This window comes from Leisingera sp. NJS201 (genome assembly GCF_004535885.1).
Classification (GTDB): Bacteria; Pseudomonadota; Alphaproteobacteria; order Rhodobacterales; family Rhodobacteraceae; genus Leisingera.
This window is the reverse complement of record NZ_CP038239.1, coordinates 13,563-32,179: the sequence shown is the minus strand read 5'-3', so window position 1 is coordinate 32,179 and position 18,617 is coordinate 13,563. Positions and strand designations below refer to the sequence as shown.

Annotated in this window: 14 protein-coding genes and 2 pseudogenes; 8 read left to right on the top strand and 8 right to left on the bottom strand. The window is 62.9% G+C overall.

What is annotated here, in order from left to right; translation table 11 throughout:
* Positions 1-9 precede the first annotated feature (9 nt).
* Complete coding sequence (locus ETW23_RS23920; RefSeq protein WP_134831708.1) at positions 10-906, bottom strand: PhnD/SsuA/transferrin family substrate-binding protein; 897 nt, start codon at positions 904-906, stop codon at positions 10-12.
* Between the two features lie 410 nt (positions 907-1,316).
* On the opposite strand from ETW23_RS23920, the gene ETW23_RS23915 reads away from it, so the two are divergent.
* The 4 genes from ETW23_RS23915 (at position 1,317) to ETW23_RS23900 (ending at position 6,832) form a co-directional block, all read left to right on the top strand.
* Positions 1,317-5,174 (top strand): PEP/pyruvate-binding domain-containing protein, encoded by a 3,858-nt coding sequence (locus ETW23_RS23915; protein ID WP_247676769.1) that lies wholly within the window; start codon positions 1,317-1,319, stop codon positions 5,172-5,174.
* A 153-nt stretch (positions 5,175-5,327) separates the two neighbouring features.
* On the top strand, positions 5,328-5,564 hold the full coding sequence (locus ETW23_RS23910) for a type II toxin-antitoxin system ParD family antitoxin (protein WP_134831706.1): 237 nt from the start codon (positions 5,328-5,330) through the stop codon (positions 5,562-5,564).
* Entirely contained in the window at positions 5,557-5,859 is a 303-nt protein-coding gene (locus tag ETW23_RS23905; RefSeq protein ID WP_129373159.1) for a type II toxin-antitoxin system RelE/ParE family toxin, read from the top strand. Before ETW23_RS23910 ends, ETW23_RS23905 begins: the two co-directional genes overlap by 8 nt.
* Positions 5,860-5,920: 61 nt before the next feature.
* Positions 5,921-6,832, top strand: coding sequence for a MurR/RpiR family transcriptional regulator (locus ETW23_RS23900; protein ID WP_134831705.1), 912 nt, complete (start codon positions 5,921-5,923; stop codon positions 6,830-6,832).
* Positions 6,833-6,913: 81 nt separating this feature from the next.
* On the opposite strand, the gene ETW23_RS23895 is transcribed toward ETW23_RS23900, so the two are convergent.
* From ETW23_RS23895 to ETW23_RS23885, 3 genes and pseudogenes are all read right to left on the bottom strand, one after another.
* Positions 6,914-7,348 carry a GFA family protein gene (locus ETW23_RS23895; RefSeq protein WP_134831704.1) on the bottom strand — a complete coding sequence of 145 codons (435 nt, stop codon included), beginning with the start codon at positions 7,346-7,348 and terminating at the stop codon, positions 6,914-6,916.
* Between the two features lie 185 nt (positions 7,349-7,533).
* Positions 7,534-8,807: pseudogene (gene tviB / locus ETW23_RS23890) on the bottom strand (Vi polysaccharide biosynthesis UDP-N-acetylglucosamine C-6 dehydrogenase TviB).
* Between the two features lie 105 nt (positions 8,808-8,912).
* Positions 8,913-9,595 (bottom strand): annotated as a pseudogene (locus tag ETW23_RS23885) (DnaA N-terminal domain-containing protein).
* A gap of 554 nt (positions 9,596-10,149) precedes the next feature.
* Between ETW23_RS23885 and ETW23_RS23880 the strand changes: the two are divergent.
* Both ETW23_RS23880 and ETW23_RS23875 read left to right on the top strand, forming a co-directional pair.
* Positions 10,150-11,454 carry an AAA family ATPase gene (locus ETW23_RS23880; protein ID WP_129373164.1) on the top strand — a complete coding sequence of 435 codons (1,305 nt, stop codon included), beginning with the start codon at positions 10,150-10,152 and terminating at the stop codon, positions 11,452-11,454.
* Positions 11,451-12,551, top strand: coding sequence for a ParB N-terminal domain-containing protein (locus ETW23_RS23875; protein WP_134831703.1), 1,101 nt, complete (start codon positions 11,451-11,453; stop codon positions 12,549-12,551). The genes ETW23_RS23880 and ETW23_RS23875 overlap by 4 nt, the downstream gene beginning before the upstream one ends.
* Before the next feature lie 710 nt (positions 12,552-13,261).
* Here the strand turns inward: ETW23_RS23875 and ETW23_RS23870 are convergent.
* On the bottom strand, positions 13,262-14,302 hold the full coding sequence (locus tag ETW23_RS23870; RefSeq protein WP_134831702.1) for an OmpA family protein: 1,041 nt from the start codon (positions 14,300-14,302) through the stop codon (positions 13,262-13,264).
* Between the two features lie 186 nt (positions 14,303-14,488).
* On the opposite strand from ETW23_RS23870, the gene ETW23_RS26995 reads away from it, so the two are divergent.
* Both ETW23_RS26995 and ETW23_RS26990 read left to right on the top strand, forming a co-directional pair.
* Positions 14,489-15,265 carry a caspase domain-containing protein gene (locus ETW23_RS26995; RefSeq protein WP_368075922.1) on the top strand — a complete coding sequence of 259 codons (777 nt, stop codon included), beginning with the start codon at positions 14,489-14,491 and terminating at the stop codon, positions 15,263-15,265.
* A complete protein-coding gene (locus ETW23_RS26990) occupies positions 15,172-15,990 on the top strand; it encodes a hypothetical protein (RefSeq protein ID WP_368075921.1) in 819 nt (272 codons plus the stop codon). Before ETW23_RS26995 ends, ETW23_RS26990 begins: the two co-directional genes overlap by 94 nt.
* Positions 15,991-16,247: 257 nt before the next feature.
* On the opposite strand, the gene ETW23_RS23860 is transcribed toward ETW23_RS26990, so the two are convergent.
* The 3 genes from ETW23_RS23860 to ETW23_RS23850 all read right to left on the bottom strand — a co-directional run bounded on the left by ETW23_RS23860 (position 16,248) and on the right by ETW23_RS23850 (position 18,611).
* Positions 16,248-16,988, bottom strand: coding sequence for a DUF4384 domain-containing protein (locus ETW23_RS23860; protein WP_134831701.1), 741 nt, complete (start codon positions 16,986-16,988; stop codon positions 16,248-16,250).
* An 808-nt stretch (positions 16,989-17,796) separates the two neighbouring features.
* Entirely contained in the window at positions 17,797-18,204 is a 408-nt protein-coding gene (locus ETW23_RS23855; protein WP_134831700.1) for a biopolymer transporter ExbD, read from the bottom strand.
* Positions 18,201-18,611: a biopolymer transporter ExbD gene (locus ETW23_RS23850; RefSeq protein ID WP_129373169.1), complete on the bottom strand. Its 411-nt coding sequence runs from the start codon at positions 18,609-18,611 to the stop codon at positions 18,201-18,203. Before ETW23_RS23850 ends, ETW23_RS23855 begins: the two co-directional genes overlap by 4 nt.
* Positions 18,612-18,617 lie beyond the last annotated feature (6 nt).

Sequence of the window (18,617 nt, the reverse complement as noted above, 5' to 3'; positions counted from 1 at the left end):
TGCGGCGCCTCAGAATGCCAGACTTCGCTCCATCGCCCGGCGGATGATGTCATAGTCGTCGTCAACCCCCAGCAAGAAGCCGTTCTTTGAAATCCGGCGCACAATTTCCTCGTTGTCCGAGGACAGCATGACCTTGCGCATCGCTTCCATCACCGCCTGCGGCATCGCTTCCGAGGCCAGCCAGGGTTTGGTCACATTGTCAAAGGAAGCCAGCACCCGGATCGGCACGCCTTTGGCGACCAGTTTTTTGAACGTGCTTTCCTTGAGGGCGCCCGCCGAGAATTTCCCGGCGCCCACTGCTTCGCCGACCAGATCGTGACGGCCGAGATACGCGTATTCATGCAGGTCGGCACCGCTGATTCCGGCCTCCAGCAGGTATTCCTGCGCCAGGTAACGGCCTATCGTCGACAGTTCATCGCCGAAAGCAAAGCTGAGACCAGCCAGATCTTCAACCGACCGCACACTGCTGTCCTTATGCACCACGATGACCCCCTTGAACCGCTTTCCGCCGTTTTTGGATTCCATCGCGACAATCCGGATTTCCGGATTCTCCTTCATCACATGCACATAAGATGCCGGGCCGAAACGGGCAAAATCCACCTCGCCGCCGGCCAGCTGGCGAATGCCCTCGCCATACTCCTTGGCGATCTTCAGCCGGATCGAAACCGGCTCCCCCAGTTCCTCGCTCATCCGGCCGGACAGAAAAGACAGGAAAGGCTGGTACTTTTTGACCGTTGCGGTAGGTTTATCCGCTGCATAAGTGCCAAATACCAATTCGGTCCCGGCCTGGCCCGCACCTGGCAGAAGGGCTGCAAGTCCAATCGCCAGAACAGCCCCAGGGGCCGTTCCCCGCAAGCGGGTCTTGAAAAGCTCAATGATACCAAAGGTCCACTCGAAAAGTGTCACGGTTCTAGCCTCCTGACTGCGATCGGCTGGCACGGCAGGCGGGCCGCCATACTTCGTTACATGGCACATGGTTAAGAATACAATGTTAACGCACTTGCAATTCTTTAAAAAATTTTGCGGTTCTTTTATTCTTCGCCTTCTATATTAACCCTTCAGTAAGGTTTTCGTAATCTTTTAGGCAAATTCGCCATAAAATCAGAATATCAATCTCAGCTGGCTCAACAGGAACCACCGTGAAGAACACACCTTTGCTCTCCAAGACCACCCGGTCTCTCCGTCGTTCAGCGCAAATAACTGTGCTTACTTCACTTTTCTCGGCGCTTCCCGTCGCGGCCCTGGCCATTCCATCGCCGGAACTGGTGATCGGCTCGGTGTCTTCACTATCGCAAGTTCTGGCCGTGGGAATTGCCATGATTTCCGGCCTTGGCGCAGTCATTGCAGCGAAACTGGGTTTTACCCCCAAACCGGGCAGCTCTCCACGCCGCTACCCGGTCAAGCTGATCTCCGTCCTCGTACTGGCGGCCATTGCACTGGCTGCAGGAAACTATTGGCAATACTCCTCGCATGCGCAGGCCGAGCTGACAAGACTGCAGGCCACTTTGACGCGGCCGGCGCAATTTGACGGCACCGCTATCAAGGACGCCTCGCTGAAGGAGACCAGTTTTTCCAAGCAGGAAGACCACCCGCTGGCAATGAGCACCACAGACGCCGCAGCGGCGCTGGAGGACGGTTCAACCCTGTTTTACGACATCCGCGAGACTGGCGAAAACGCCATGGGCACCCTGCCCGGCGCCACCCACATCCGTTTCCCGGACTTCCTGCAGTCGCGCCCGGTGCAGCCGGGCCAGAAGGTCGTGCTGTTCTGCCACAACGGCAACCGCTCTTCGGAAACCTGTGCCAAGCTGGCGGCAATGGGCATCGACTGCAGCTTCATCGCCGGCGGTATCGAGAAGTGGATCGTCGAGGGCCGCGACTTCTCCGACAAGGATGTAAAGACCCTCTCGGACCTGCGCGCCATTCCGGAATACCCGGGCAGGGACGTGCTGCTCAGCACCGCTGATTTTGAGACGCTGCTGACCACCGAGGATCTGCAGATCGTCGACACCCGCTATCCCGGTGATTTTGCGGGAGGCCACCTGCCCGGCGCGGTCAACATCCCGATCCGCAAGATGACGACCGCGGATCTGATGGACCGCATCGCCGGGCTGGACCCCGACAAGCCCACAATTGCTGCCTGTTATGACCGCCGCAGCTGCTTCATGAGCCAGGTCCTGGGACTGGAGCTGTCGCAGCTGGGCATCGATTTCCTGGGCCGCTACACCCTGCCGTGGGAATACTTCGTCGCACCCAAGCCGAAACCCCATGTGCAGGAGTGGCTGGCCGAGCAGCAGACCGGTCTGTGGGACAAGGCAATCTCGGCGCTGGCAACCGCTCTGCTGTGGGTCCATGAGCGCAGCCATATCCTGCTGGGCCTGCTGGCTCTGTCCATTGTGACCCGCATCCTGGTGCTGCCCGTCGCGCTGAAATCCGAACGCGATCAGATCATCACCAATGATACAGCTGATGAAATGAAGGCGCTGAAGGCAAAGCTGGCGCATGACCCGGTGCGCAAGGCGCGCGCGGTGCAGGCGTTCTACGCCGACAAGGGCCTGACCCCGATGAAGAACCTCACTGCGCTCTTGTTCCTGCCGGTGATGATGCTGGGGGTCTCTTCCGCGCAAGAAGCAAGCGCCTCCCTGCAAACCCCGTTCCTGTGGATGGCAGACCTTGGCATGCCCGATCCGCTGTTCATCATGCCCGCGCTGTTCTGCGCCCTGGCCGCCATCTACCTTCTGTGGGCCGTCGCCAAGACCAAGCGCCAGAAACTGCTGTGGATGGTACTGGGCATGCCCGCGCTGTTTGCCATGGTGTTCAGCCTGTCTGGTGCCGCCAATGCCTACCTCTGCTTCAGCCTGACGCTGCTGCTGGTCCAGCGCGGCTATGTCACCGGCATACACCGTAAGCTGGCCGATGCCCTGTCGCTGCGCGCCCACAAACGCAAACTGGCAAAGCTGCCGCGCGGTGTGATCCCGATGGGCTATACCGAAGAACTGGCAGAGGCAGGCAACAAGGCCCTGCGCCTGTCGATCCTCAAGAATGCAGGCTTGCCGGTCCCCGGTGGCGTGATCGTGCGTTCAGACGCAATCCACGACTACCGCGCCATGTCTGATGCCAGGAAAGATGCATTTGCCGCGCAGGTTTTCCTGCTGGCCGGCGGCAAACCCGTCGCCGTGCGCTCCTCTGCCAGCAACGAGGACGGCGCTGATCAAAGCTTTGCCGGCGTCTTTGAATCGGTGCTCGACGTCACCGCAGACAGCATGCGCGCCGCGCTGGACGAAGTGGTGGAAAGCTTCTCCTCAGCGCGTGCCGCCAGCTATTCCGGCGAGGGCGACAGCACCGAACAGGGCAATATCGTGGTGCAGGAAATGGTCCAGGCCGAATTTGCCGGCGTCCTTTTCACCCAGGATCCGATGGCCCCCGGCATGGCGATGATCGAATGGGTCGAGGGCTGCGGCGAGGATCTGGTTTCGGGCCGCGTCACCCCCACCAGCCTGCGCTTTGGCCGCTACACTGACTTGCCGGCAACGGAAGATCAGGACCAGACGATCAGCATGGCGCCCTTGCTGGCCCTTGGCAAACAGATCGAGGCGACATTCGGCGCCCCGCAGGACGTGGAATGGGCCTATGCAAACGGCCAGTTCCAGATCGTGCAAAGCCGCGACATCACCACGCTGTCCTTGGGCACCGAGCAGGAACAGACCCGCCTCGCCGAATGGCGCGACGTGCTGGACCGCTACGCAGACGCAGCCCCGGACCAGACCATCCTGGAACAGGATGAAATGTCCGAAGTCCTGCCCCGCCCCACCCCGCTCAGCTTCTCATTGATGAGCGATCTCTGGGCGCCCGGCGGCAGTGTTGATCTGGCCTGCCGCGAGCTGGGAGTGCCCTATGGCCTGCCCGAGGGGCGCGACGGCCATCTGGTCAACCTGTTCGGCAAAACCTATGTCGATGTCGCGCTGAAACAGGGTATGACCCTGAAACTGACGGCCTCCAAGGCCAAACAGCTGCGCAAGCAGGCACATCCGATGATCACCCGCTTCCGGGCTGAGGTGATGCCGGAACTGAAGAACAAGCTGGCGATCTGGCAGGCCGTGGATTATGCCGCCCTGCCGCAGGACAAGCTGCTGGAAACCATAGCCACACTAAAGGAACTGTTCATCCGCGAGGTCTATCTGGAGGCCGAGAAGATCAACATTCTGGCAGGTTTCACCATGGGTGAGGCTGGCACGGCAGCCGCAGGCGATCCCGCCCTGCGCGCCCATCTGATGCACGCCGAGCTGCCCAATGCGCCCTCCAGCCTGATTGCCTCCTGCACCGGCAAAGACGCCCAGGCCCGCGCCATGCAGCTGATGGGACACCGCTCAATCTTCGATTACGAGCTGTCCTCGCCCCGCTACGCCGAAGCCCCTGCGCTGCTGAACTCGCTGCTCAGCAGCACGGTTGAGCCGATTGGCGCAGTCCCGACACCCGCCAACCTGCCGGATGAGCTGGACGATACCATCGGCATCGCCATTGCCTATCAGGACCTCAAGGAACAGGCCAAGCACGAAGCGCTGCGCGTCGTCGCCGAGCTGCGCCGTGCCCTTCTGGCGCTGGGTCAGATCAGCGGGCTGGAGGATCTGGTGTTCAGCCTGACCTTTGACGAGGTGCTGGACAGCAACTGGTCCAACCCGGACGCCTTGCGCGACCTGGCCCAGGCCCGTGCCGAAAAGGAAACACTGCGCAAGAAATCCGCGCCCACAGCGGTCACTCTTACCCTGCGCGACTGCGAAATGCTGTCGCTGGGCGCCCAGGCTCAGGGTGGCGACGGCACTATGGGCGGCACTTGTGTGGCCGGCAGCGGCAGCGCCACCGCCCGGGTGTTCTGGATGGAAGACGACAGCGACATCAGCCCCGAAGCCTTTGCCGATTTCCAGGACGGCGACATTCTGGTCTGCCGGATGGTCAACCCGGCCTGGCTGCCATGGGTCCAGCGCTCCGGCGCGGTGCTGTCCGAGGTCGGCGGCTGGCTCAGCCACATGGCCATCGTAGCCCGCGAAAAAGACGTCCTGATGCTGGTCGCCTGCAAGGGTCTCGACAGCCTCAGCCACGGAGAACGGGTGACCGTCGGCGAAGACGGCTCCATCCAGCCGCTGGAGGAAAAGGGCCTCAAAGTGGTCTCCGCCTGATCCGGCCGGAAAAAATCAAGGAAAGGCCCGCAACCAGTTTTTGCGGGCCTTTTTTGTTTGGCAGCAATCTGCCCGCCATTCCGCCGCCACGCCCTCCCCCTTGCGTTCTTGGCAAAGATTGCCATATTCTGATCCAGCGAAAGGAGACCGCCTATGGCCACCATGAACGTATCCCTGCCGAACCGGATGAAAGACTGGGTCGAGGACCAGGCCCGCACTGGCACCTATGCCAATTCCAGCGACTATGTCCGCGACCTGATCCGCCGCGACCAGGCCCGCACCGCCGCCATAGGTGAACTGCAATCCGCCATCGACGCAGGCCTCGCCAGCGGCCCGGCGGAAGCGCTGTCAGCCCATGATTTCAAGGCCGCCATGCGCCGCAATGGCTGAACCGCGCTGGCTGATCCGCCCCGCCGCCCGCGCCGATCTCTCTGCCATCTGGCGCTACGGCTTGGACACCTGGAGCGAGGCGCAGGCGGATGCCTATGCCGATGGCCTGTTTGCCTTGTTCGACCTGCTGGCGGACTTCCCGGAAATGGCCCGCGAACGCACTGAGTTCACGCCGCCGGTCCGCATCCATCCATCGGGCGCGCATCTGGTGATCTACCGGCTGGAACACTCCCGCCCCGAGATCATCCGCATCCTGCACGCCCGTCAGGACCTGATGGCCTTCCTGTCAGAATAACCCGGGCAGGAACACCCGTTCCACTCTTGCTATTCTCCGCACATCTGCTCTGATACCTTGCATGGACCCGCATCTCGCCCCCCGGAAAACCGCCCGGCTGATCCAGCACCTCAAGGATCAGATGGACAACCTGCCGCCCAAGCTGAAAGCGGCGGCGAAATACGTGATCGACAATCCCGGCGACTTCGGCCTTGATACGGTGCGTACCTCGGCCGAGAGGACCGGTATCAGCGCCAACGGCTTTGTCCGTCTCGCCCAGCATCTGGGCTATGACAGTTTCGAGACCTTCCGCGCGCCCTTTCGCGCCGCCCTCACCACCACGCACGAGGCTGACCTCGGCCAGGACTGGCTCGACCGGATGCAGGACCAAGGCCCGGCCGGCGCGCTGCAGGCATCGGCGGCGCGCAACCAGCTCAACATCACGTCCCGCTCACTGCGGCTGATGACGGCAGAGCGCACGCAGGCCATCATCGACACCCTCACCTCCGCCCGCCGCAGCTATGTCACCGCAACCCGCTCCTCCTACGCGCTGGCCTATTACTTCCATTACGTCGGCCGCATGGCCCTGCCGGGGCTGGAACTGGTGCCGCGCCACATGGGCGCCGCGCTGGACGACCTGCTGGACATAGGCCCTGAGGACTGCCTGATCGCCCTCACCTTCGCCCCCTACTCCGCCGGCACCATCCAGGCGCTGCGGCTGGCGGGCGAACGCGGCGCATCGGTGATCCTGATCTCTGACAGCGAAGTCATCGCCCCTGGCATCCGCACCGACCATGTGCTGGCGGTGGCCGCCAGCTCGCTGCACCCGTTCGGCGCCGTCGGCGGTGCAATGGCGGTTCTGGAATGCCTGCTTACCCATCTGATCGCGGCCGGCGGGGAAGACGCCCGGCACCGGATCGAGGCCTATGACGCCCTGCGCCAGGACAGTGGCGCCTATTGGAGCGGCCCGAAACTGCCCCGTGTCAGCCGCTAGTGATCTTACCTGAAGCCGCCTGTCAGGTCTGTCCGCCGATGCATTGGCGCGCACAGACCGCTGAGGGACGATACCTTTTCTTCAGACATCACCGTCAATGTACGGGTTCTGCGCCTCATATTCGTCGCGGGTGACCCGCTTGTGATCGCCCTCCAGCCGCACTGACGCCATTGCCCGGTCGGCATAGATCTCCGACCGCAGCGGCCAGCTGAGAGCTGCATCAAACAGTCCCGGCATCAGGTCATAGCCTTCATCTTCCTCATCCGTGTCCCGCATCCACAGATGTGACCCGCAGGTGCTGCAGAACGCCCGTTCGGCAAAGGCAGACGATTGATACCGGGTCACCGGCCCTTCAACCGAAACAGCCTCCGCATCAGCCTCGAAACATAAGAAAAGCCCGCCAGTCCAGCGCTGGCACCTGCGGCAATGGCAGGCCCCGGAGCGCGGGTCATGCGCCCCATCGACACGGATTTTCACGGCGCCGCACAGGCAACGGCCTTCCACTATATCACTCATTTCCAAACTCCCCACAGCCCGGAACCAAACCGCAGGCTAAGGGCAAGCAGCGGTCCGTCCGGGCGGGCCGCTGCTTTTGCTAGGTCATGCCATGCAAGCGGTCAGGGGTATGCTGCAGGGATAAAGCGGCAAACGCAACGGCAGCGGCGGCCCCGCACAGGCCGCCGCTTGCCCTTAGCCCTTGATCAAAGCCGCAGATCCGCCTGATCCGGTGCCAGCACATATTTCAGGTCATAGACCAGCGCGCCGGCGGTCCCCAAGGCGCGGATTGCTTCCGCGCCCATCTCATGGAACTCCGAATGCGCCACCGCCAGCACCACCCCGGCATAGACCCCCTGCCTGATCTCCGGGACCAGCGAAATGCCGTATTCCGCCTGTGCCTCCTCCGGGTCCGCATGGGGATCATAAACATCGACCTTCACCCCGTATTCCTCCAGGCTGCGCACCACGTCGATCACCCGCGTATTGCGAAGGTCCGGGCAGTTCTCCTTGAACGTCAGCCCCATCACCAGAACCCGCGCGCCCGAAACCGGCAGGCCGCGTTTCAGCATCGCCTTGACCATCTCACCGGCAACATAGGCGCCCATGCCGTCATTCAGCCGCCGGCCCGCCAGCAGGATCTCGGGATGATAGCCCAGCTGCTCGGCCTTGTGGGTCAGGTAGTAAGGGTCCACCCCGATGCAGTGCCCGCCCACCAGACCGGGGCGGAACGGCAGGAAATTCCATTTGGTTCCAGCCGCTTCCAGCACCGCCTGGGTATCAATCCCCATCTTGTTAAAGATCTTGGCCAGCTCATTCACCAGCGCAATGTTGATATCCCGCTGGCTGTTCTCAATCACCTTGGCAGCCTCAGCCACCCGGATACTCGCGGCCTTATGGGTGCCGGCTGTCACCACCTCGCGGTACAGCGCATCAACGCGTTCGGCCACCTCCGGCGTCGACCCGGATGTCACTTTGACGATATCCGCCAGCCGCCGCGCCTTGTCGCCGGGGTTGATCCGCTCCGGACTGTAGCCGGTAAAGAAATCCTTGTTGAACACCAGCCCGAGCGCGCTTCCAGAATGGGCACGCAATCTTCCTCGGTGGCGCCGGGGTAGACGGTGGATTCATAGATCACCAGATCACCGGGTTTCAGCACCCCGCCAACAATCGCCGATGCCGCCAGAAGCGGGCTCAGATCCGGGCGGTGGCTGGCATCCACCGGCGTCGGCACGGTGACGATATAGATGGAGCAACCGGCAATCTCCGCCGGATCCGCAGTGAAACTAAGGTGCTCCGCCATTGCCAGCTCCTGGCAGCCCAGCTCGCGGGTGCGGTCCTCGCCTTGGCGCAGCTCGGCAATGCGGCCCGGATCGATGTCAAAGCCAACGACTTTCCGGTGCTGCCCGAAGGCCGCCGCCAGCGGCAGCCCCACATAGCCAAGTCCAATGACACAGATCTTATCCTGCACGCCGCTCATCCGGGCTGCTCCTTGTTCTTGCGGGGCGTCTTAAGCCAAGCCCCCTGCCCGCCCACATAAGGCCGCGCCCCCAAGGGGTTCAACCGCTGCAGCGCAGATTTGGCCTCATGCCTCGACAACAATCGCCGAGACCCCGCCATCCACATCGCGGCACGCCGCCAGCAAGCGCGGCATCAGATGCGCCATCACATAGTTTGCGTGGAACCGGCTTGGCGCCTTTAGCATCAGCCGGCCGCCGGCGCGGCTGGCTTTCTCCAATCCCTGTATCCACGACGCATAATTCGCCGGGTCCTCTGCATGCAGCACCGCCTTGGCCAGGCTCCATTCGCTGCCGTCCGAGATATCCGGCGCAGGCGGAGCAGACCCTGGGCGCAGCGGCACCACATTCGGCGCCGGCTCATCATTGTTTTGCATCCGGTGTTCAAAATCCGGACCCACAGCCCCCAGCGTTCCTGCGTATCCGCCAGCAGCCGCTCCAGATCGATTCCGTATTCGGTGACCCGCCCGCGCGCGCCCTGTCGTTTCACCACCAGCCAGCCCCAGCCCCGCAGCTTGGCCATCTCGCGTTTTACCGTGCGTTCATCCACATCCCACAGCCGGGCAATCTCGCGCTGGCCCACTGCCAGCTCATCGCGCTGCCAGTTGTAGCGTGCGGTCATCAATGTCATGAAGCGCAGCACCAGCTTCTGCGCCCCCTTGCCCTGGCCAAGCGCATAGGCCCCCATCGCGGTGAGGATGTCATACTTCAATGCCGAGGCGTTGCGCCCCGCAGGCCGTTTGGCAAGCATTGCTGCCCCCGTTTCTCCCTCCCCTGCCCTTTTGGGCCGGGATATGCTGCCTCAAGTGTTCTCAGCGTCTTTTGCTAAGACTTGCGCCGGCCGGTTTAGCTCCGAACTCAACGCTATTCGTTTGTTGTACCTGATTTGCGTCCGGAATTCCGATTCTGTCAAGCGCCGGCGGGAATTGAATTCAGACCCAATCCCTTTTTTGATAGAAAAATTGGTATCAATGGTATGGGGGGACATCCAGTGTGTCCCCTAATACAGCAGAAATGTCCCCCAATCTGCTGTGTCCGGCTCCCGGGTGTCCCCCTAAATCTGGCGTGTGAACCCCAGAAAAACCCAATGAAACGAATCGTTTGGCTGCCAGTCTCCGAATCGGTTCCGCCCATATTTCATTGGGCCTTTTGCAGATGTGTCCCCGCGGGGACAGGACGCTATTCCAAACCATATTTGCTTTTGCGTTTTTTGCAAATTCGGCGTAAATGGATATTGAGGCTGAATTAGCGTCCGCAAGAAATGGACGCTGAAAAAACAACACCGTGTGAGGCTAAGGAGCAGCGATGTTTACGCACGAAGACCTGTCCAAAATGCAGGCCCAATCTCTCAAGATGCAAAGCTGGATCCGCCAGCAGACCTTCTCCCCCGAAATGGAAAAGACCCTGCGCCGGTTCTCCTCCTGGGAAGTGGCTGAGCTGATCTTCCGCGTCAACCAGTCGACCCTGCGGGGACGGCTGTCGGCGGACCCTTCCCTGCCCCAGGGCCATGTCGAGGAAGACGGCCGCCAGCGCTGGTATTCGCTGGAGGAGATCAATGAGCTGCGCCGCCGCATCAAGATCAACCGCAAATCCCTGTTGCCCAAACGCCCCGCGGGGAAACGGGCGCTGCGGGTGGCGATCTCAAACTTCAAGGGCGGTGCGGGCAAATCCACCGTGGCGCTGCATTTCGCCCATGCCGCGGCGCTGGACGGCTACCGGGTGCTGTGCGTCGACTTCGACCCGCAGGCCACCCTGTCCCACTCCATGGGCCTTAGCGACGTCACCGAGGATTACACCGTCTGGGGCATCATGGCCCGCGATCTGGTGCGCGAGACCGAGCGGATGAATGCGGTCCCGCAGGGCGCCGAGTCCGGCAACGCCCTGCCCCGGCGCCAGCTGCCGGACGCGATCACCGGCATGGGGCTGCAGGACCTGCGGGTCAGCGACTTTGTCAAACCCACCAGCTGGCCGACCATCGACATCATCCCCTCCTGCGCCAATGCGGCCTTTGTCGAATTCGCCTCCGCCCAGTACCGCCACCTGAACCCGGAATGGTCGTTCTTCGCCGCGGTCTCCCGCTACCTCGACCAGCTGCCGGCCGAGGACTACGACCTGATGATCTTCGACTGCCCGCCTGCGATTGGCTACCAGTCGATGAATGCGGTCTTTGCCGCCGACATGCTCTATATCCCCTCCGGCCCCGGCTATTGGGAGTATGACTCCACCACCTCCTTTGTCGGCCAGCTGTCCGAGGCGCTGGAAGATCTGTCGGCGTTTAACGGCGTTGTCCCCGCGGGGACATTTGCGTTGCCCAAGGTTTTCCAGGACGTCCGCTTCCTGCTTACCCGTTACGAAAGCGGTAACGATTTGCACCGTGCGATGCGTTCGGCATTTATGAAGGTGTTTGAGGGCAGAATGACCGAACACCCGATTGAGATGACCCGCGCAGTTGAACAATCGGGGCGGTTCCTAAGTTCCATCTATGAAATCGACTACCGGGATATGACTCGTGAAACCTGGCGGCGCGCGCGTGCGTCGTTTGATCAGGCCTATGATGAATTCAAGGCCCACGCGGTCGAAGCCTGGGAAAACCTGGAGGATGAGGCATGAGCAAACGCAGAGTCTTCGACATCGACTTCCCGTCTGAACCAGAGGTGTTCCCCGCGGGGACAGCGGCAAAAAAGCCGGACGAAAAACCGTCCGAATCCCGCCGCGGACCGATGGCCACCGCGATCTCGGAGAACGCCGATGCGTTGCGCGCGCGGGCCGAGGCCGAACAGAATATCCGCGCCGAAAACGACCGGCTGGCACATGAATTTGTGCGGCTGAAGAAGCTGGGCCTGGTGGTCGACCGGATCCCGCTTGGCATGATCCGCATGGATAAACTGATCCGTGACCGTAAGGATGACCGCGATCCGGAACTGGATGAGCTGAAGGAATCGATCAAATCCGTTGGCCTGTCGAACCCGATCCGGGTCGAAGAACGCGGCGACGGCAAGTTTGAGCTGATCCAGGGCTACCGCAGGATGCGCGCCTATTTTTCGCTGCTGCAGGAAACTGGCGACGAAAGCTATGCCGCGATCCCCGCGGGTTTGGTGGCCAAGGGCGACAGTTTGCAGGCCCTCTACCGCCGGATGGTGGATGAAAACCTGGTGCGCCGCGACATCTCCTTTGCCGAGATGGCCCAGCTGGCGCTGCGCTATGCCGAGGATACCCAGACCGGGGCCGAGACCACCGAGGATGCGGTCAATGATCTTTATGCCTCGGCCGGGCGGCAAAAGCGGGTCTACATCCGCCATTTCGCCCAGGTGCTGAAGGCAGTGGGCGAGGGGCTGAAATTCCCCCAGGCGATCCCGCGGGCGCTGGGGCTGGACCTGAAGAAACGGCTGGAGGCGGATGCGATGAACGCCCAGGTGCTGCGGGATACGCTGGCGCGGGTGCAGCCGCAAACCGAAGAGGGTGAGCTGGATGTGCTGCGCAGCTTTGCCGAGGGCAAGCGCAAGAACGCGCCCCGCGCCGCCGCGGCACCGCGCGCCGGTGTTGCCAAAACCACCCTGCGCTGCACTGTCCCCGCGGGGACAGTCCGTTGCCAGGCGCGCGACGGCAAGATCGAGATGGCGATGGAGCGTGACTTTTCCGAGATCGACCGGCACAAGCTGGAGGACGCAATCGCCGCGTTTTTCGAGGCCTTGGAACAGGAAGACTGACCATTGTCCCCGCGGGGACAGCTTTGGAAAACGGCAAAGGCCCGGCTGAAATGCCGGGCCTTTTTTGCGTCTGCTGCTGGCCTCCGGCGTTGTTTTCTGCGCTTGTCCCCGCGGGGACAGGTCAGACGGCATTGTGATATCCAAAGCGACATTCAGTATCTAATCAGGATATTCGGGTCTGTTTTTCACTCTTGTCCCCGCGGGGACAAAACTGCGTTCTGCGCGGCCGGTTGCGGAATTGCCCAGCTGCCGCAGGCGATGAGCTGCACGGGGCGGACATTTTACCGGCCACTGCCGCCGGCAATCTGATCTGTCCCCGCGGGGACACTTGCGGAAAACCTGGCTCGGTCTGGATGGGCTGGCGTTTGTCTGCTGAGATTTGCCGTGGCTTTTTGGGGAAATCCGGGCCTGTCCCCGCGGGGACAGAACTTGAAAACCACGTCATCTTATGTCCCGGACGGTGGCATGCCTGCATGGCTTACCTCTGCGGTTTAGGTCTGAAAACACCAGTGTCCCCGCGGGGACAGCGGTAAAAACGGGTGGTCATGCAGGTGGAATAATTGCCTGTCCCCGCGGGGACAGATGAAGGCGTCAGGACAAAGAGAGCAGGATTTGCCCCAAAAAAAGAGGCCCGGCGGGGGCCGGGCCTTGGTGTCTGCAACTGCTGTCCCCGCGGGGACAGGCGGGAATTTTTGCGGATCAGCAGCGCGTCAGTTCAAAACCTTGAACTCGATCCGCCGGTTCTTCGCCCGGTTCTGCACCGTGTTGTTTGACACCAGCGGCGTGGTCTCGCCATAGCCGACGGCCACCAGGCGCTCGGCCGGGATTTCCATCCGCTGCAGGTACTGGGCAACTGCCGCAGCCCGCTTCTCGCTCAGCTTCATGTTCCAGGCGGCTTTGCCCTGGCTGTCGGTATGGCCGCCGACTTCGACCACCATGCCGGGGCAGCGGCGGATGATGTCCGAGAGGCTCTCCAGAAAATCGCGGGAGTTGGCATCAAGCCGTGCGGTGGACGGGGCAAAGTTCACGCTGCGGCCTTGCGACAGGATTTCGAACCGGCCGGCGCAGGCCTCCCGGCTGAAATCGCCGCTGGCTTCCAGCGCGGTGGCGGCGCCCGCGGTGACTGTCCCCGCGGGGACAGGCGTGCTGCCGGGCGAGGTGCGGTCAAACATCAGGTCCATGCTGACCAGGCCAACGGGTGTGATGGTGACGCCTGCTGCTTCCTCAAGTTTTTCCCGGCCGGGGTTGAGGTTGAATGCCTCCAGCTTGAGAATGACAGGCTGCACGGTGGCAACAGATACGCGGTCGTTGCCCAGTGCTGTTATCGCTACCGGAACAGTCAGGTCCGCTTTGACCCCGTGCAGCGAGAGGGTGACCGGAAGGTCAATCCGCTTGCGCTGCACGGCAGCAAGATCTGAGATCATGGCCGGGTCGATCAGGGCGGTGACCACGGCTTCGGGGTAGGTGAAAGTTTCAAAGAACAAAAACCGCATCCGCACGTTGCGAAGGTCAATGGAGGTATCCACGGAATCGAGCGCAATCTGGATTCTGGCGTCGCCTTGATCGGAAATACTGCCGGAAAATGCAGCAAAACGGCTGGATTCCGCAATGCTGCCCTTTTTGATCGATATAAAGCGGATGGCGGAGGATTCGGGATTGAGCTGCCAGCCGTGCTCAAACGGGCCGGCAGCCAGTGCCGGGCGGATGAAGAGGAATAAAACTGTTAAAATTGAAAGGGTTATGCGGAACATGCGCGATCCATTTGGGTTGCCAGCGTGAAATCCCTGCCAGCGGGCAGGGACGAAAGAGATGTGCCCAGACTAAAAGCACACTTGCTGCCGGGCGCAAGGGCACGATAGTTTCGTAACCAAATACCCTTAACAATTGGGAAGCTGCCCCGCAGGACAGAAACCGGGGGCGAGAATTGGAGCAGGCGCGTGCGTGGTTTGATGATTTGGGTCCGGCTGATGGTGCTGGCTGTTGCGGCGGCCTGCTGGGGTGCCACAGTTCTGGCAGAAGAGCGGCTGGCGCTTGTGATCGGCAACTCGGCCTATGGTTCGGTCTCGCCGCTGGACAATCCGGTGCGCGATGCCCGGCTGATTGCACAGACGCTGGAGGGGTTGGGATTTGATGTCACCCTGGCGGCGGATACCCGGCAAATTGAAATGAAGCGGGCCATCGGCCAGTTCGGGCGCAAGCTGCGCGGGGCAGGGGATGACGCGACGGGCCTGTTCTACTATGCCGGCCACGGGGTGCAGAGCTTTGGCAGCAACTATCTGCTGCCTGTGGATGTAGCGCTGGCGGATGCGGCGGATCTGGACCTGATGGCGGTGGAGGCGCAGTCGGTCTTGCGGCAGATGGCCTCGGCCCGCAACCGCACCAATATCGTGATCCTGGATGCCTGCCGCAACAACCCGTTTGAGGCGGTGGCGGATCTGAATGAAAGCGGCCTGGCGGAAATGAAGGCGCCGACCGGAACCTTTCTGGCCTATGCCACCGCACCGGGCGATGTGGCGCTGGACGGGCCGGGGAAAACAGCCCGTTCACCGAGGCGCTGGCGCGCGAGATCGTGGTGCCGGGCGCACCGGTGGAGCAAGTGTTCAAACAGGTGCGCCGGGCAGTGCTGGAGCAAAGCGGCGGCGGTCAGACGCCTTGGGACACGTCCTCGCTGGTCAGTGATTTTGTCTTTGCCGAAGCCGCGCCGGAAGCGGTGATGAGCGCGGCAGAAGTGCAGGAAGCGCAGATATGGCGCTCGGTAAAGGCGTCGCGGGACGCGATGCAGATCATGCTGTATCTGCGGGGCTATGGCGACGGGAAGCATGCGGATGAGGCACGGGGGCTGCTGTCCGAGCTGATGGCGGAAGAACTGCAAGGCAGTGCTGCGGTTGCCGCAGCTCCGGCGGCGGCTTCGGCTCCGGTTGTTGCGGATGCTGAAACGGCGATGTTCGAAGCCGCACAGGGCGACGGCAGCAAGGCAGCATTTGAGGCCTATCTGATGGCCTATCCCGACGGCCAGTTTGCCGAGATAGCAACGGTGGAACTGGCGGCGATGCGCGCCGGGGCGAACCAGGATCCGGAGGCCGGCGGCGCGGCGGTTGCTGCGGCACCAACGGCCGAACCTGCACCGGTGCCGCTGCCCGAAGCGGGGCCGGTCACCTATGCCAGTCCGCTGCATTCGGAAATGCCGCAGATTGCCGGGCTGACCCTGGCCGAGGCAGTGACCCGTTCCCCCGCATTTCCGCCCATTGAGGGCCTGCCGGAGAGTTACTGGAAAGGTCAGGCCTGCAGTTCCTGCCACCAATGGACGCGCGAGCGGCTTTGCACGCAAGGGAATACTTATCTCAGCCTCAACATGCAGCGCTCGCTGGGCAAGCAGCATCCCTTTGGCGGGGCATTGAAGCAGGCGCTGAAGAGCTGGGCGGCGGGCGGCTGCCAGTAGGTTCACAGGCTTTGAAGCAGCAGGGCAGGGGGCTCCCGCCCGCGCCGGTGCATTTTCAAATGCACCTTTGCCGTTGGGCGTGGCGCTGTGCTGCGCACAGCGCGGGGGTCTGCTGAGAGGTGCCTAAGGGCAGGTTTGCCCTTAAGGCACCATCTCCAATTGTGTTTCCCTTTTTCCGCCTCAAGGGTGAACCGTGCCTGCGGCGCGGCGGCTCGCGCAGCCTTTGACCCGGAAAAAGGGCAAGGGGCGGCACGCGGTTACGGGGCGTGGGTGGTGATCAAGAAATAGACCCATTCGCCCTTGAAATCCGCATGTTCAGCGCGGGCTGCTGCGACCTGGCTGCGAAGAAATTCCAGGTAGGGTTCCGCCGGCTCGCTGAGCGGGCGGAGGCCTTCGTACAGCGGGTGGGAGGCGGCGAAGGCCACTGCGATTTCCTGGCCGTAGGGCGGGCCGACATTGATTTGCAGACCGGGATCTCCGGCCTCTTTGGCACCGACCCGCAGGGCGCTTTTGGGGGCGGTTTCTGCCAGCGGCACCAGCTCGTTCGGGGACAGGTGCAGCACTGCGCCGCCGGCGTCGAAATAATCCACATAGACATAGGCCGGGTAGTCCGGCGCGGTGAGGTCGAAGAACAATCGCTCGCCGCCGGAATAATCAAGCACCCGGGCGTGGGCATCATTGCCGACCAGCAGTGGATTGGTGATCTGGTCGGTGCTTTGCGGCAGCCCGACGTCCGAAATTCCAGCCAGTGCGCCGCATTGCGGGCGGGGCAGCAGACGCATCTGATCGGACACGGTGATATCGGCGCCCATCTGGGCCTGAAGCGCAGCCAGAACAGGCGAGCGCAGTCCGTCTTCGGGCAGGTGGCCGCGGACCTGGAGCGTGGCAGTTTCGGGCACAAAGGCGACTTGCAGCCGGGAGCAGGGCACGGCGGAGAGGATGCCGGCGACCCCGTCGCGCAGCGGATTGCCTTCAGCCACCGCATCGCCGGGCTGCATGAAGGATTGAAATGCCGCGAGGGAAGCCGGGTCGATGTCGCCGGTGCCGCCCTGAAAGGCCAGTGCCGCCTTGATGCGGGGCGCGTCGGGGATGACGGCGGGGGGTGCAGAGGGTTGAGCGCGGCGTCGGCCAGTGCTGCGCTTTCGGGCTGTGCTTGGGGGCTGGGCTGGCTGGCAGGAGCGGCCTGCGGCAAGGCGGCCAGATCCGGCTGCATTGATGCGGCGGCGGTCAGCGCAGGGGCTGCAAGTGACAGTGGTGTTGCAGGGTCCTGTGCAGCAGCCAGCAGCACGGGCGCGGGCATACTGGATGCTGCGGCTTGTAATTCTGCCTGCGCAGGAAGAGCCTTTCCGGCTGCGGGTTCAACAGTTTTTGCTTGCTGGCGGGCCGGGCGGGCGACAGTCAGGCTTGCCGCCTGAGCCGGGGCGCCGGCAAGTTTTTGCCCGGTGTTTGATGCGGGATTCGCTGCAGGCGAGGGGGCAGCAGATGGTGACAGGCTGGCAGCTGCCGGAGCCGCAGAGGCAAGACGGTTCGCAGGCAGGGCCTGAGGTCTGGCGCTTGATTGCGGGACCGCGCCTGCGTCCAGACCCTGGCTTTGTGCTTCACTTTCAGTCGCTTGCTGACCTTCTACCACCTGCGGCACGGCTTCGGAACGCGGGATGCGGTGGGCCTGCAGGTTAAGGCTGCTTTCCGGCGCGGGCTGCTGCGGCAGCGGGTCGGGAGTGAGCGAGATCAGCAGCGCGCCGGCGCCTGCCGCGTGGACCAGTGCAGAGGCCGCAAGCCCCAGCGCCCATATGGCCGGAGCGCGGCTCATCCGTCCGTTTCCGGGGTGACCACCAGCACCACGTCCGTGAACCCCAGCGCCTCGCCCTCGGCCACCAGCGGCAGCACCCGGCGCAGCTCGGCCGAGCGGTGGGCATTGATGCGCAGCCGCAGGTCCGGGTCGTCTGCCAGCAGGGCCGAGAGGGCAGGGGAGAGGGCGCCGCGGGCGATGGCGTCGCCGTCCAGCGCCAGATCCCCGGTGGCGGAGATCGCTAGTGTGATGCCGCCCGCTGGCATGTCGCGGCCGGTGACGGCGGTGGCAGGGCGGACATCAAACGGGGCGGTGGCATCCATCCGGCCGATCAGCATGAAGAACACCAGCAGGAAAAACACCACGTCGATAAGCGCGATAATGGTTTCAGAATGGGGGCTGCGGGCAGGCCGGTTGAGCTTCATTGCGCCGCCTCCAGCCGCAGCACGCGCAGGCGGGTGACGCCGGCCAAAGCAGCTGTATCCATCACCGTGATCAGCGCCTGGGTCCGGGCGGCGCCGGAGGGGAGAATCACCACTTGGGTAAGGGGTTCCTTGGCGACGGCGGCGGAGAGGGTGGCCTGTAGAGTTTCGGCGTCCAGCGCGGTGCCGCGCAGCACTGGCACGCCATCGGCGCCGAGGCGGATCATCAGGGTGCCGGCCGGGGCCTGAGTGCTGGCGGCAGAGCCTTGGGAGGGTTTCACCGCCGGGATCATGTCAAGGTTCAGATAGGTGGAGGTCACCATGAAGAACACCAGCAGGATCAGCATGACATCGATCATCGGCACCAGCGAAATCAGGGCGCGGGGGCGGGCAGGCCGGTTGATCATCATGGCAGC